This window comes from Fibrobacter sp. UWB5, assembly GCF_002210295.1.
GTDB lineage: Bacteria > Fibrobacterota > Fibrobacteria > Fibrobacterales > Fibrobacteraceae > Fibrobacter.
Genome location: NZ_MWQH01000003.1, coordinates 60,851 through 76,301, shown reverse-complemented (window position 1 = coordinate 76,301; position 15,451 = coordinate 60,851). Strand labels below are relative to the sequence as shown.

The following is a 15,451-nucleotide window of genomic DNA, read 5'->3' as shown; positions in this document are numbered from 1 at the left end:
GGGTCCGCGGAATCGCGTTCAACAGCCATTTAGCAAAGGAAGACATTCGCGTCCTTACTTAGGAATCGCCACCTGCTTCAGAATTCCCTGCAAAATCTTCTTGCTGGCGTCAGGGTCACCGCTATCTTTGGCGAACACGCGGTGTTCCATCACCGGGAAGAACACGCGCTGAATGTCATCGGGATTCACAAAATCGCGGCCATTCACATACGCACACGCCTGCGCCATGCGCACCAGGTTCATGCCCGCTCGTGGACTTGCCGCGAGACGCACGCCGCCGTCGTTACGCGTTGCCTGCACCAAACTCACAATGTAGCGTTCCAGCGATTCATCAATGTGAACCCGCTGCACTTGGCCGCGTGCCGTCAAGATTTCTCCGGGAACCGTCACCGCCCGCACCGAATCAATCGGTCGGCTCGTACGGTGCGCCCGCAAAATTTCAAGTTCCGTTTCTGCACTCGGGTAGCCCACGGAAATGCGCACCATAAAGCGGTCCATCTGCGCTTCGGGCAGCGGGAACACGCCGTGGAATTCCACCGGATTTTCAGTCGCAAGCACCATAAAGAGTTCCGGCAACTTATAGCGTTCGCCCTCCAGCGACACTTGGCGTTCTTCCATAGCCTCGAGCAAAGCACTCTGCGTTCGCGGCGAAGCTCGGTTGATTTCGTCTGCCAGGAGCACCTGCGTAAATACAGGCCCTTTACGAATTTCAAATTCACCCGTATTCGCCTTGAATACGGCACCGCCCGTTACATCAGCGGGCAGCAAATCCGGCGTAAACTGGATTCGTGCAAAGTCGGCCCCAATTGCAGCCGCAAGCGCCTTTGAAAGCGTGGTCTTGCCCGTACCGGGAACATCTTCCACCAGCACATGGCCATCGGCCAATAGCGCCATCACCAAAAGTTCCACCGTGTCCGATTTACCCAGCAGAACCCCATTTAAAGAATCTATCAGCTCTTTTACCATATTCTAAATATATAATAAAAAAGGAATCACGTTAGTGATTCCAAATCCGTGTGGCCTAAGGCTATTTACTTCGCCCTTTCGCGCATCATGGCAATTTCTTTTGCGTAGCCGGGCAATTCATTCGGCGTTTCCAAGTAAAACGGCAAATTCTTCAGCGCCGCATGGTTCACCACCCGTGTCAACGCATCCAAGCCGATATAGCCCGCGCCCAACACCTCATGACGATCCTTATGGCTACCCATGGGGTTCTTGCTATCATTCAAGTGAATCGCCTTCAAACGTTTCAGGCCTATCACCTTGTCAAATTGTTCAAGAACTCCATCCAGGTTGTCAATAATATCATAGCCGCCATCAAAAACATGGCACGTGTCCAGGCATACACCCAGTTTATCGCTCAATTCAACGCGGTCAATAATGGCACGCAGTTCCTCAAAAGTACGGCCCACCTCGGAGCCCTTGCCCGCCATCGTTTCAAGCAGCACAAGCGTCTTTTGTTCCGGCTTTAAAATCTGGTTCAGCGCGCGAGATATCAAGTCCACGCCCACTTCGACACCTTGCTTCACATGGCTTCCAGGGTGAAAATTGTACATCGCCCCCGGAAAGTGATCCATGCGCCAGATGTCATCGATCATCACGTCAACCGCATACTGCCGCAAGCCTTCGTCAGCAGCGCAAGCATTCAGCGTATAAGGAGCATGCGCCAAAATCGGGGCAAAATGATTGTCATTCAGCAACTTGACAAGCGCATTTGCGTCGGCCGCGTCAAAGGGCTTTGCCGAGCCGCCGCGAGGATTCCGCGTAAAAAACTGAAAAGTATCAGCGCCAATCGAAAGCGCCGTCTGCCCCATGGCCAAAAAGCCCGCCGAAGATGATAAATGACAACCGATATGCATAGAATAAAATTTAGCTCTATACCAAAGAAAAAGGGGTTCGTTTTCGAACCCCAAGTCTTATTTATCGAATAATTCTGTACTTTGGCTTTACAACCTTATGTCCAAGCTTACCGCCAGCGCGCTCAGCTTCTTTCGAAAAATGTCCGAGTTTTTCTTTACCATAACCGGCTGTACGTTCGTATTTCGCTTCCGTTGCAAGTTCCACAGCCTTTGCCATCTGCTCATCCGGATCCGAAATTTCAAAGTCAGGGACAATACCTACATCTTGGAAAAGTCCCCAGTTTTTGTCATAGGAAACAATTGTTGTAATAATAGCCAGGCCTTCGGGAACCAAGAAGTCCGGCATAAGTCCTTCTTCGTTTCCAAAGACATAAAATTGTCCTATCTGCTTTCCATAAGACAATTCACCAACAATCGGAGCCTTTTTGCTGATACCTAGAGCAGAAAGAAGGACTTCCGAGCAGCTTGCAGACCAATCATTTTCAAGCATGACCAGGTAACGGTCTTTTGCACTTCCGTCTTTTTCAGCAACAACGGCTGTCGTATCAAAAATTTGAACGAGCTTTGTCTTACCATCCTTCTTGACAGAATCAACATCGGTCACCACGTCAATAACACTCGTGTCACCTTTTGCAAGGAACTCAGCAGTCATAGGGTAGCACTCTTCAATATCACCACCGCCATTTTCACGAAGGTCAATGATAAGGGACTTGTATTTTTCTGTTTGTTTCAGAGCTTTTTTAAATTCCTCATAGGTTCCAGCACCATCAATCGATTGGCTGGAAAATTCCGTAATTTGGATAACGGGAATAGAATCTCCCTTTTCATTTTTTTCGTAATGCAAATAGACGGTCGGTTTACTTACAAAACCGACAACAGCTTTGACTTCTGCGATTTCACCATCTCTGAGAACATACATAGAAATGGTATCGCTTTCGGCATCTTCCATGCCCTGATAGACATCCCCTAAGCCATAGACGTCTCCAACCCTAAGTCCAAGTTCCTTGGCTTCATCACTCACGCTGGTAATAACGAAAAGTCCATCTTCAATTTCACTGGGTTCCGATTCAATTCCTACAAGGTCATAATCGCCAGAAGCCATCATTTGTTCAGCGATCATCGGAGCTACAGAGGGATCATAATAATGAGTATAGGCGTCAGCCATCTGGTTGTACATATAACACACATCGTAGTATTCCTTTGTACAAGCAGTCTGTCCACCAGGATCCTTTGCATCTTTGGACGAGCCCTTGCCAAAATAGGCATCGACATCATCAGCAAGTTCATCACGAGAATGCCCATAAAAGTAAAGAAGGTCAAGCAATGTAAAATTGGTATTCAACTCTTTGTATGCCGGAGTCTCTTTTGCGGGATCCAGATTTTCAACATCTCCAGAATTCGTACTAGACGACGAGGATTCGTCAGAGCAGGACGACATAAAGGTTATTACGCAAGAAAGCGCAACCAAGCCTAAAAACTTCTTTTTCATATATTCTCCTTGAATTAAGGCCGAAAATATAACAAAATAAACTTTTAGACAGCTTTTTGTAATATTAATTTCGTTAATATTTTACGCAAACAATCTTCTTGCGACTTGCCTTAAAACTCTCAAGCCATACGTAACGACGTTCAAGTTCGATTTTTCATCGGCATAACGCGTCGGAATCGGAAGTTCCGCGAGCTTGTAGCCCAAAGAATCCGCAATCGAAATAATCTCGAGATCAATATCGAACGACGAGCTCAATTTATCGAATTCAAGCGTTCTCAAGAACTCGGAATCATACACGATAAATCCGCTGTGGCGGTCCGTGAGTTTCTGGTAAAAGGCAAAGTTTTCAATCGCCGTCAAGAAGGCGCCACCCAAGCGCTTGTACAAGGGCATGTTTCCAGCCTTGGCACCGCCGCGGGTCAAATGACGAGAGCCCTGCACCAAGGCAAACTTTCTTTCGTCTCCGTGGTCCACATTGTTGACTGTCTTGAGATAGTCAAAAAATTCATCCAGTTGCTCAGCCGGGTACTGCCCATCGCCATGCAAACAGGCAACCAGCTCTGCACCGGAACGCAGCCCTTCGGCAAGGCCTTTCTTCACCACGGCTCCATAACCCGAATTCTGTTCAAAACGCATGTAGCGCAAACGGCTCTTTCGTTCTTCGGCAAGCGAACCCGCAAAATTCTCGAAGGCGCCACGAGTATCGTCGGTAGAACCGTCATCAATAATCAAGATGATAGACTTATTCCAGACCTCATCGGAAATTTTTTGCAAAACCGATGCAAGCGTACCGGCAACATTGTAAGCGGGGATAAATATAAAGAAGTCGTTAGCCATAATGGTGTGCAAACCATGTTAAGGATTCTTCTAGGGCAGTCTTCAACGGAATTTTAGCCTTGAAACCAACAAGGCGTTCCGCTTTTTCGACAGAAGGCATACGGCGCAAGGAATCGTCATAGCCCTTCCCATAGTATTCTTCGCCCGAAATCACCTCGACTCCGGACACTTCGTTTTCATGCACACCCTTAATTGCGGCATACACGGAGCGCATCAGTTGGGCAAGCTCTGCAATCGAAACTTCGTTTGCCGCGTTGCCCACATTGAACGCTTGCGAAAGGGCCTTTTCACCCGACGCAAACACGCAGAACATAAAGTCCACCGCATCGTGCACCGAGGTAAAGCAGCGTTTCGCAACACCTCCATTTACAAGTTTTAGCGATTCCCCACGAACAAGTGCCGTCGAGAAATTCGCAAGTACGCGAGGAATCCCATCGCCGTCGACACCCGGCATAAAGTCCATAAACGGGCCCACGAAATTAAAGGGTCGAACCACCGTCCAATGGAGTCCGTCCAGACCGGCCAAGTAGCGTTCGGTCAAGAGTTTTGCCGTCGCATAGCTCCAGCGGCTTGCCGCCACTGGCCCAAACACAATTTCCGATTCATCTTCTACAAGCGCACCGGAATTTGCAGCCGTCTTGCCGTAAATCTCGGACGTCGAAAAATGAATCAACCAGCTACCGCTTTGGGCGCAGGCATCGGCAAGTGCCCGCGGATGGTCGTAATTGCTGCGAATGACTTCGGCAGATTCGGCCATGTAGCGCCCTGGCGTACAAATCGCCGCCAAGTTGACCACTACAGGATACTGCGCAATACGCTTTACCACCTCGGGGTCTGCAAGGTCTGCGCTCAGGAATTCAAAGCGAGGGTTCGCCAAGTGCTCCTGAATGCGGTAGGAATCAAGATCAACACCAAAAACGCGCCAACTCGTGCGTTCAAAAATAGCACGCAAAAGGTGACTACCAATAAAACCACCGCAACCCACGAGGGCTACGGTGATTGAAGAATCGTTAAATTCGAGAGTCGAGTTCAAATTACTCGGTCACCTTGAAGGTACCGGAATTTGCGCCCTTGGCAGTCTGTTCGTACGGAACCACGCGAATGATTGCCGTCTTGGTCGGTTCTGCCACGTCGTCGGTCAGCACGACCTTCTGTTCATAGCACTTCTTGCCATCCGGTTTCATGGGACCGGCAGATTCTTCGAGCATGTCGAGGCCGCCGTCTTCTTCAGAAGTCTTGAAGACGAAACGGTAACCGGAACCTTGCACGTCAGAACCATAAATCACGGTGATGGTATCGCCCATTTTGAAGGAATCGCCCTTCTTGGGAGAAACGACCTTCACGCCATCTTCGACGGAGCAATCATTGGATGCAGAGGGTTCGTCATTGGAGCTTGCAGACGAAGAATCATCGCAAGCAGCAAACATAAATGCAGCGGACACAGCGCATACAGATGCCATCAATTTAAAAAGCTTCATAAAGCCTCCATTTTTTACTTAATATACAAAAATGAAGACATCAAGACCTGTCCATTGAGCTGAACCCGCACGAAATAACGCCCAGACGTCATTTTCGACTGATTTTGCAGCAACGAAACCGTTCCGAGAGCGACATGGCGCGTTTCTTGGGCAACCACCTTGCCCATCGCATCGGACACCTGAACCATCAACATTCCACCGGCTGTCGTGATTGTCTGGTTTCGGGCATCAAAATGCAGGCTCGGAGCCGGACGTACATTGACAATCGTCGTGCCGCTCGAAGACGATTCCACGTCGTTTTCAACCTTAGCCGGCTTGCAACCGGTGCGGTACACTCCCTTCATGTCAAAGGCAATCATGTCGATATTCGGGCCGCCGTCACTTGTCGTCGAGGCGATCTTCATCTTGAAATCGAGAGCGTCCACCCAGACATCTTCAATGTAGGCGGTATCCCACTTGTCCCAGCTACCCGTCGAGGGGAATGCCACATCATACGTTCCGTTGTCAATCGTGATTTTCATGTCGCGATTGGTATTTCCCTGGAATGAATAGCGGATCATGACGCGGGCATTGGAGGCCGACTGGTCAGACGTCAGCTTGTAAGTCGCAGTGCTGTAGGCGCTATTTTCAATATTGAAGAATCCCTGACCCGTATAGCCTTCGTGGTTCGTTTCCGTCAAGCCATCTGCAATTTCGGGGTTCGCCATATCAATCGGAGAAGGCCAGGCTGCGTCGGCTGTACCATCGAAGCAAAGCTTCGGGTCAATGGAACTCGAAGATTCCGGACCCTCGGAACTAGAGGACGTGGGATTTTCGTTGCCGGATTCTTCGCTATCGTGAGCAATCTTCTTGCATTCGGAACCGCCCTTGAACATGGCCGTATAAGTGATGTTGCGAGCCTTGGTCTTGAAGCCGTAATAAATCATATTCTTCGAGATTTCGTTACAGTCGTCGTCCACCCACTTTTCAAAGGTCTGGCCGTTCGGCGTCACGCGGAGCGTCATCGGGGAACCCGCCGGGAAATACTGGGTCTGCGTAATGAGGCCGCTGTAGTTCGAAAGGTTGGTCTGCACCTTGATGGAATAACGCTTCTTGATAGCAGAAACAAGCGTGGTGAGCGCAGCCTTGGCATCGGCAGAGAGATTCGAATTGTTCTTAAGGTTATCTTCAAGTTCTTCGCAAATCATCTGGGCATGGCCCATGGAGCCCATTTCCTGGAAATGCGTAGTACCATCGTTCACGCCATCCGGGTAATTCGGATATTCGCCCTTCTCCAGTTTCTTGTACAGATAACGTGTCACGTAATCCGGCATGTTCTTGTAAGTAGTATTGTAGGTATTGTACGACTTCATGTTCAAATCCACAAACGGGACCTTGTTGTTCTTCGCCACCGTCTGCATCATGCCGCGGGCATCGTAATTTTTGTCGCCGGTAGAGAACACGTTACGGCTACCGTTCAGGTTCATCGGCGAAATCAAGATGACATTGGCGCCCTTTGCCTTAGCGGCGTCCACATATTTCTGAATATATCCCGGGAAATCTGCGGGCGGAACATAGCGAGCTTCCTTACTGTAATCACGGTCATTATGGCCGAACTGCACGAAAAGGTAATCGCCCGTTTGGAGTTTGCCCTTGACTTCATCCAAGCGGCCTTCTTCAATAAAAGTTCTAGAACTGCGGCCACCAATGGCATAGTTATTCACCTTCACGCGAGATGCGTCAAAGAAATAACCAAGTACCTGACCCCAACCCGTTTGCGGATAAGCGTTATCCTTGTAGGTGCAAACGGTGGAATCGCCCACCACATAAATCGAGAAACTGGTGGAATCACTCACGGCAACGCCAGCAAAAATGGCGGCAGCAACGAAGAATTTTAAAATTCCCTTCATATACTACCTCACCTTCGCATAATTAGCGATAAACTTGGCACTGCCCTGGCGGACCACAACGCGGTAGAGTCCGGCAGACTTCACTATCGTTGCAAGCGAAACTTCTGATGCGTTTTCGACAATTCGCTTTGCCACCAGACGACCACCCATATCGAACACATTCACATGAGCACGTTCCGTACCAACAAGGCGCAGCATTTCGCCATGCAAAGCAAAACCAGTCACATCGCGAACCTTATTCAAAATAGTCGTCGACGTATCTTCGGTGCAGCCTTCGCTTACGCGGCAAACGCCGTCGATACTGAAACCAAAGGCATCTAGATTCGGAGCGCCATCGCTTGTAAGCGACATAATCTTGAGTTCCGTTTCACCCTGCGGGGCATCCATCACCACGTAGGCCGTATCCCACTTGTCCCAGGCACCCGTAGGCGGCGCACTCACGAGGTAGTCGTGGTCCAGATAAGCATTGAACATGCGGTCGGAATTTCCGCCATTGGCGTAGCGCACGGCAAGCGTCACGTAACCCGCCGCCGGGAACTTGACCTTGTAAGAAGCGAAAGACGTCTGCGAGTTTTCGAGATTGAAGAAGCCATCGCCCATAAAGCCGGTCCAGTTGTTTTCCTTGTAGCCGACGCCCGTATCGGGGCTATAGGCATCGAAGAACTTCTTGATGTTCTTGTCGACATCGACATCAATCTGCTCGGTACCTTCAATCGGAGTAAACGGAACGAACGTCACATCGGCAAGGCTCTTCGGAGTCGTCGTCGGGAATGCCGTCAACGCCTTGCCGTCACCGGTATACTTCTGCGCCGTACCGCCTTCATATACTGCGGTAAACTGAGTGGCAGCAGAGCCCATCACGAACGTATGGATGTAGGGAGACTTCACATTGGAGCGGCTCGGGGCACCCACCTTATTGCCGTTGCCGTCGTACCAGCCGAGGAATTTCTTGCCGCTCTTCGGCATGGTCTTGAGCATCACGGTCATTCCCTGCGGGTAATACGCGCCGAGGGATGTCGCATCGGCAGCACCTTCGGGGCTCACCTTGACATCGACCTGGTACATGGGCGCCATGTAGTCGCCGAGCTTTTTCACAATCGGGTCCGTATGCGCACGCATCTGTTCGGTAATGATACGCCCGAAAGCGTTCGCACCGTTCATCTGCAAGTGCACCTGGTCCGTCTGGTCACTGCCAAGATTGCTGTATTCTGCCTTGGTCGCATAGTTGAAGATGAACTGAGCCGCATACTGCTCGCCCACCGAAATCATGTAGTTCGCGACCATCTCGCTCATGTCGATAAACGGCACGTTGAGTTCTTCGGCGAGGCTCTTGTTGAGCGCCGGATAACCGCGGTAGCTGTTATGAATCTGCGTCGGGGAATCGTAATACAGGCGGCGAATTGGGCTCATGATAATCGGGTACGCGCCCTTCGCGCGGACATCGCTCACCATCTTCTTCATGTTGGAAGCGAAGAAATCCTCAGTACTGTAGTTCACGTCATTGATTCCGAACTGGATCACGACGTAGTCGCCCGCCTTGAGTTTTTCAGCGATGCAGTTGCCATTGGAGCAACCTTTCTTGAAGAACATATCGTAATAACCGACAGCAGTGCTGCCATCCTTGGCCTTACCACCGCCACCGAGCGACATGCCGCCCTGGCCACGGTTCACCACCGCCGCCTTGGTCGGGTCGAACCAGTAATGGAAATCCTGACCCTGCCCCTGCTTGGGATAGTAGCCCTCGTTCCAGTCCTGCATGGTGGAGTCGCCACACATGTAGATGGTCACCGCCGACCATGTGAGCGGAGCGACGACCATCGATGCGATTACGGCAGATTGCCAAACCTTGGTGAATATATTCATAACATCCCATCCATTTCCAATTTTATTTATCTCTTAAACAGAGATTTCTGTTTAACCTTTCCGTCCAGTTTCACATTCACGATGTACATTCCTTCCGGAAGCACACCGCGTTCAAGTGCCAGCACAGACTCGCCTGCCGTCACGTAACCCGAGACAGCGCCACGCATGGTACCGGAAGCATCGTAGAACAAGATTTCTACAAATCCCGGAACCGAGGTGAAAAGCGTACCCGTCGACGGACGGTACATGAAACCCCCATCCAAACGGGCAACAGGAAGTGCTTCAGACTTTTTGTCCGTATAGGATTCCACGCCTGCAATGTCAAACAAGAATGCATCCACATCTGCGCCGCCATTCTTTGTCGTAGACTTTAGCGTAATGGTATTCTTGCCCTTCTTCAGCGTGATTTCGATATCAAACGTATTCCATGCAGACCAGCTACCCGTCTCGTCCATCTTGACCGTTCCGATTTCTTCGTCATTCACGACCAGAATCATATCGCGCGCGACGCTATCGCCGTTAGCAAAGCGCACGGACATCGTTGTCGAAGAAGCCTTTGCGGACTTGATCAGCCAAGTACCATAGCTAGACTTCGCGTTCTTGAAATCGAAATAGCCCTTTTCAATATAATCCTTGCTTTCATTTTCCGTGGAGCCCTCGCCCTCGTCAGGATAGGCCGCATCCACAATGGAAGATCCCGTCGGAACCGTCTTAGACGAATCGGTCTTAGCCGTATCAACGACTTCGGCTTCCTTCACGACAATTTCGCCCGAGGCAGTTGCATTTTCGGCCTTGCTCCCCACCGTCTTTACGGTGTACTTGAACGTACCCGTCTTTTTAGGCTTACCGGAAATGGCAACCGTCTGCGTTGCAGAATCCACCTTGGCGGAAACACCCGACGGAAGTCCTTCCACCTTGACTCCGGTACAGAACATGTATTCGTAGCTAATCTTCTTTATCGAATTGCCCAAGGTTACTGTCTGCTTTTCTTTTCCACCCATCAAGGTGAGAGATGCATCCGGATACACGGTAAACGCGCTATCGCCCACGGTATACACGCTCGGTTTCATGAATTTCTTGACCATGTCCGGCAAATAGTAACTCGTATGAGGCGGCTGGTTGTAGGCCGTATTCTGCCAAGCGACTGCAGTACGATACACCGCATCATGCATCAGCGTATACAGGCGGTACGGAGACGTGACCGGGGTCGACAGGATATAGATCTTGGAAGGATCCTTCTCTGTACGAAGAATCAGTTCTTCACGCCAGTCACCAAAGAGGTCTGCAGCAAGGAGCGGTGTATTCTTGGTACCATTGCAACCGATAAGTCCAAGCGTCTCGGCCCCATCAAAGAACTTTACGGATGTTTGCGCAGTCAAATTGGGCTTGATAATTTCGGGGCCATCCAACAGCTCGTCCTGCAAATCCCCGTCAAAGTAGATACGGAAATTAATCGGATAGAAATTGGAGGTACATTCCGTCGCGTAGGAGTACTTTTGAATCTGTTCAATGTAGAAGCTATCAATCGTATCGCACACAAGAGATCTGGCACTATCAATGAGTTCACCCTGTGCCGAACGGATCAATTTTCCCTTCGAAGACCACATTTCAAGACCGCGGTGCGAAGAATCAATATCGGCAGCGATACCACGACCGTTATCAACACCCGTCTGCAACGTTCCCCATAAAACCGTACCATCGGCACCACGCATTTCTTCTATGTATTTAGACGTATGGTTTTCATGCACGCCAAAGTATTCAAGCCCCGGATGGTCCGGATCAATATCGGTCAAATGTCCGGCATCACCATGCCCAAAACCAGTCGAATAGCGGACCGTTCCGTCATGATTCAGAGCCGCAGCGCCATAGACAACTTCATCAAAGCCATCGCCATCCAAGTCGCCGACAAAAATATTATGGTTGCCCTGACCATAGAGGCCCTCGCCCGGTGTTTCGGACTTGTGGAGCCAACGTAATTTCAAATCCTTTCCATCGAAATCATAGGCAGCTACATAAGCCGCCGTATAGTAACCGCGGGCAAAAACGGCACTCGGATGCACGCCGTCAAGGTAAGCCGTTGCCGCCAGATAGCGTTCGCCGCGGTTTCCGTAATTATCGCCCCAAGTAGTACCCGAATCATTTGCCGGGCCGAGCCTTCTGACATCGCGCGTAGGAAGATAATCCACCGTCGTAATTTCAGCGCCATCAATTCCACGGAAAACCGTCAAGTATTCCGGACCGGACATCGGACGGCCCGCCGTATCGAGATAATCCTTGGTGGAATCCCCGATTACATGACCCAGCCCATCAACGGTACCGTCAGCCGTCTTGACAATCATTTCGGCCTTGCCGTCCCCATCGTAGTCGTAAACCTGGAACTGCGTATAGTGCGCTCCGGAACGGATGTTCCAGCCCATATTGACACGCCACAGTTTGGTCCCATCCACCTTGTAGGCATCGATCAAAGTCGGGCTGGTATACCCGTTCTGCGAATTGTCCTTGGAGTTTGACGGATCCCATTTCAGAATCAGTTCATATTGGCCGTCACCGTCAAGGTCCGCCACGCTCATGTCACTGGCCCAATAAGTACAGGTATCACCACCCTTAGACGGAGGACAAGCAGGGGCATCCACCTTGAGCATCTTGTACGGGAAGGAGCGTCCACCATAGGTAACGTTCGAATCCAGGACTAAAGACGGAGTTTCCTTTGTCCCTTCCTTGCCACCGACCACCTTCGCGACCGTATACTTGGACGTTATTTTCCCATCCTTGTCCAAGTAATTGGTCCCATCGGTTTTTCCGACAGAGGCAATCTTCTTGCCGTCGCGATAGAGATTGAATTCCGTATTAGGGTCTTCCGTACCGAGAAGACGCCACGAAACGAGCACTCCGGACTTGCCCAAGCTAGAAACCAGAAGTCCCCTATTCAGGGCCTCCATCTGGCGGGGGTACGCAAAGGAAAGGAGCGGGAGCGCTAGGACTAGCGCCGCAATAACCGCAAGAAAACCGTGACGAGGATGTTTTGTCATAATTTCTCCTGACATTGATGGGTTATTTGCCAAAACATCCGTATCCGTTCACAATATACTATTTTACCCTACTTGTCACCTTTCCAGAACTTGGAAACGGCAAGATTTTTACCATCGATTCTGACCTTCACGATATACACGCCCTTCGGGAGCAATTCGCGGTCAAGCGAAATCGTCGTAGAGCCTGCATTCACATTCCGCGACACTCCCATACGCATCGCACCGGACATGTCGTAGAAGTAAATTTCAGCAAGGCCTGCCTTCGGGGTGTACAACACACCCGTCGAGGGGTTGAACACCATTCCACGCACAGAAGCTGCAACAGGCGTTATCGTGGTCTGCTCGTCGACCTGGCCCGCATAGGCGCTCACGCCTTCGATATCGAAGTAGAACATATCCACATTCGCGCCACCATCGGCGGTCGTCGACTTAAGCGTAATCGTATTGAGTCCCTTCGCCAAATCAATCTTCGCATCGGTCGTAAGCCAAGTCGTCCAGCCGCCGGTCGCATCCATAGAGACTGTCCCTACCTTGACTCCGTTCACCACAAGTTCCATATCGCGTGAGGCACTGCCACCGTTTGCAAAGCGGATGCTGATGGTGGTAGAAGCAGTATGTTCGGAATGCAGGTTCCATGTCCCGTAGCTTGCGGTGGAATTGTCGAAGTTGAAGTATCCCTTCTCGACAAAGCCCGTATTGGTCGTCTCGGACCAGCCGATTCCCGCATCCGGCGTAGAAGCATCGACCTTGGAGGCCTCCTTCTTCGTCGCAACCTCTTCAGCATTTCCCGGAGCAGCAACAGAGAGCACACCCTTCGCAGACGCGGCATCACCCTCACCACCTTCGGTTACAACGGTGTAGGCAAATACGCCCGCTTCCGTCGGAGTTCCCGAAATGGTCACGGTCGAACCCTCTACCTTCGCGGTCACGCCCTTCGGGAGTCCAGTCACCTTCACGCCGTCGCAGCCGATAAACTTGTAGCCGAAGCTCTCGATTGCATTACCCAGCAGGATTCCCTGGTTTTCAAGCCCATCGCCCACCTTCGAAATAGAAGGAGCGAGGCCCGCGACACCTTCGGTACCAAGCATGTAAATGTCGGGTTTCTTCAAGTTCTTCACCATGTCGGGCAGGTAATAGCTCGCATGAGGCGGCTGGTTATAGGCAACATTCTGCCAAGCGACACTCACGCGATATTGCGGGTCGTGCATCAGCGTGTAGAGCCTGTGCGGAGTCGTCACGGGAGTCTGGAAAATCGTGATTGTCGAAGGATCCGTGCTGGAACGTGCAATGAATTCTTCGCGCCAGTCGCCAAACAGGTCTGCCACAATGCAGGGATTCGCCTTAGTGTAGTTGTTCAGAGTCGAACTATTCACTTCATAGAAGCTGAAGTAGCGATCGACCGTCTTCTTGCCAGAATTCCACTTTTCAATCTTTCCTCCGCTGCCGCCACTGCCTGTAGCATCCAGCAATTCATCCTGTAAGTCACCATCAAAGTAAATGCGGAAATTGACCGAAGGCTTCGTCTCATGCAAAAGAGTCCCCTTCACGGTACGCATTCCACCACTGGTACCCGACCACATTTCGAAGCCGCGATTCGTGGAATCGACATCGGCAGCCATGCCACGGCCATTGTCCACATTTCCAGCCTGGGTCTGAGTCGTTCCCCAGATGACCTTGCCATCCTTGTCGCGGTATTCTTCACTATACGCATTCTGCTTTTCTTCGTGAACATCGTAGACTTCCAAACCCGGATGGTCAGGATCCATATCAGAAAGATGCATGGCATCGCCATGGCCAAAACCAGTACGGTATCGGAGCGTTCCGTCATGATTGAGTGCGGCTGCTCCCATAACGATTTCGTCAAAGCCGTCGCCATCCAAGTCGCCAACGGAAAGGTTGTGGTTGCCTTCGCCGTAAAGTCCCTGTCCCTTCTTGTCGGAACTGTGCTGCCAGCGAGTCTTGAGTTCCTTGCCGTCAAAATCGTAGGCGGCCACAAAGAATTCGGTATAGTAGCCGCGGCTCATAATGACGCTCGGGTGAACCCCGTCGAGGTAGGCAATCGCCGCCAGCATACGGTTATCGCGGTTTCCATAGTTATCACCCGAAATCTTTCCACGGGCAGGCCAGTAATTAATCGTATGAACAGCCTCGCCGGTATTTCCCTTGAACACCGTCAGGTACTCGTTACCGGTCATGATCGTTCCCGAAGAGGAGCGGTAATCCTTGGAACCGTCGCCAATGACCTTGCCCTTGCCGTCGACTGTGCCGTCGGAGGTTTTCATCACGATTTCGGCAATACCGTCGCCATCCAGGTCGTAGACCATGAACTGGGTGTAATGGGCGCCGGCACGGATATTCTTGCCGAGGTCGATACGCCACAGGAGGGTTCCATCCATCTTCAAGCCGTCAATAAACACCGATCCCGTGTAACCCGACTGGGAATTGTCCTTGGAATTATTCGGATCCCACTTGAGAACCAAATCCAGTTCGCCGTCGCCATCCAGGTCACCCACGCTCATATCGTTCGGGCTGTAGCTGCATGTAGAGCCATCCGGCATCGTCTGGTCCTTGGGCACATTGAGTCCCTTGACGGTCTTGTACGGGAACCCCTTGCTGTTCTGGTCCAACACGATAAGCGCACCTTCCGCCTTGCCTTCCTTGCCGCCCACCACGGCGGCAACCGTATACTTGGAAGTCGTCTTTCCGTCGGCATCCAGGTAGTTCGTGCCAGCAGTCTTTCCGATGGAGGCAATTTTTGTTCCGTCACGGTAAAGATTGAATTCCGTATCCGGATTCTCGGTGCCCAAGAGGCGCCAACTCACGAGCATGCCCTTGCCCGTGTTCGCAACCGCAAGGCCGCGCGAGAGCTTTTCCATCTGGCGGTCTGCAGAAAAAGCAGGAGAAGCCAGCCCAAACGCTAACGCTGCACCTGCAAAAATCGACGATGTTTTTAAACCAATTCCCATATAAACTCCATTTATTATGGCCTTACTGCTAATCTATTTCT

The 15,451-nt window shown here is 51.0% G+C and carries 10 protein-coding genes; all 10 read right to left on the bottom strand.

What is annotated here, in order from left to right:
- Window positions 1-54: 54 nt before the first annotated feature.
- Window positions 55-966 (bottom strand): MoxR family ATPase, encoded by a 912-nt coding sequence (locus tag B7989_RS06470; protein ID WP_088627740.1) that lies wholly within the window; start codon window positions 964-966, stop codon window positions 55-57.
- A 65-nt stretch (window positions 967-1,031) separates the two neighbouring features.
- Window positions 1,032-1,859: a deoxyribonuclease IV gene (locus B7989_RS06465; RefSeq protein WP_088627739.1), complete on the bottom strand. Its 828-nt coding sequence runs from the start codon at window positions 1,857-1,859 to the stop codon at window positions 1,032-1,034.
- Window positions 1,860-1,920: 61 nt separating this feature from the next.
- Window positions 1,921-3,348 (bottom strand): S41 family peptidase, encoded by a 1,428-nt coding sequence (locus tag B7989_RS06460; protein ID WP_088627738.1) that lies wholly within the window; start codon window positions 3,346-3,348, stop codon window positions 1,921-1,923.
- An 81-nt stretch (window positions 3,349-3,429) separates the two neighbouring features.
- On the bottom strand, window positions 3,430-4,185 hold the full coding sequence (locus B7989_RS06455) for a glycosyltransferase family 2 protein (RefSeq protein WP_088627737.1): 756 nt from the start codon (window positions 4,183-4,185) through the stop codon (window positions 3,430-3,432).
- The gene (locus tag B7989_RS06450) at window positions 4,178-5,218 is read right to left on the bottom strand and encodes an NAD-dependent epimerase/dehydratase family protein (RefSeq protein WP_088627736.1); all 1,041 of its coding nucleotides are present in this window, start codon (window positions 5,216-5,218) and stop codon (window positions 4,178-4,180) included. Before B7989_RS06450 ends, B7989_RS06455 begins: the two co-directional genes overlap by 8 nt.
- A 1-nt stretch (window position 5,219) precedes the next feature.
- A complete protein-coding gene (locus B7989_RS06445; RefSeq protein WP_088627735.1) occupies window positions 5,220-5,663 on the bottom strand; it encodes a hypothetical protein in 444 nt (147 codons plus the stop codon).
- A 14-nt stretch (window positions 5,664-5,677) separates the two neighbouring features.
- Complete coding sequence (locus B7989_RS06440; RefSeq protein ID WP_233144281.1) at window positions 5,678-7,552, bottom strand: GDSL-type esterase/lipase family protein; 1,875 nt, start codon at window positions 7,550-7,552, stop codon at window positions 5,678-5,680.
- Window positions 7,553-7,555: 3 nt separating this feature from the next.
- Entirely contained in the window at window positions 7,556-9,415 is a 1,860-nt protein-coding gene (locus tag B7989_RS06435; protein WP_088627734.1) for a GDSL-type esterase/lipase family protein, read from the bottom strand.
- A gap of 26 nt (window positions 9,416-9,441) precedes the next feature.
- The gene (locus B7989_RS06430) at window positions 9,442-12,444 is read right to left on the bottom strand and encodes a carbohydrate-binding protein (RefSeq protein ID WP_158212875.1); all 3,003 of its coding nucleotides are present in this window, start codon (window positions 12,442-12,444) and stop codon (window positions 9,442-9,444) included.
- A 68-nt stretch (window positions 12,445-12,512) separates the two neighbouring features.
- Complete coding sequence (locus B7989_RS06425; RefSeq protein WP_088627733.1) at window positions 12,513-15,410, bottom strand: carbohydrate-binding protein; 2,898 nt, start codon at window positions 15,408-15,410, stop codon at window positions 12,513-12,515.
- Between the last annotated feature and the right edge of the window lie 41 nt (window positions 15,411-15,451).

Coding starts and splice junctions, on each gene's coding strand:
- B7989_RS06435 (WP_088627734.1), bottom strand. CDS start 9,415: ATGAATATATTCACCAAGGTTTGGCAATCTGCCGTAATCGCATCGATG.
- B7989_RS06455 (WP_088627737.1), bottom strand. CDS start 4,185: ATGGCTAACGACTTCTTTATATTTATCCCCGCTTACAATGTTGCCGGT.
- B7989_RS06465 (WP_088627739.1), bottom strand. CDS start 1,859: ATGCATATCGGTTGTCATTTATCATCTTCGGCGGGCTTTTTGGCCATG.
- B7989_RS06425 (WP_088627733.1), bottom strand. CDS start 15,410: ATGGGAATTGGTTTAAAAACATCGTCGATTTTTGCAGGTGCAGCGTTA.
- B7989_RS06440 (WP_233144281.1), bottom strand. CDS start 7,552: ATGAAGGGAATTTTAAAATTCTTCGTTGCTGCCGCCATTTTTGCTGGC.
- B7989_RS06430 (WP_158212875.1), bottom strand. CDS start 12,444: ATGACAAAACATCCTCGTCACGGTTTTCTTGCGGTTATTGCGGCGCTA.
- B7989_RS06470 (WP_088627740.1), bottom strand. CDS start 966: ATGGTAAAAGAGCTGATAGATTCTTTAAATGGGGTTCTGCTGGGTAAA.
- B7989_RS06445 (WP_088627735.1), bottom strand. CDS start 5,663: ATGAAGCTTTTTAAATTGATGGCATCTGTATGCGCTGTGTCCGCTGCA.
- B7989_RS06460 (WP_088627738.1), bottom strand. CDS start 3,348: ATGAAAAAGAAGTTTTTAGGCTTGGTTGCGCTTTCTTGCGTAATAACC.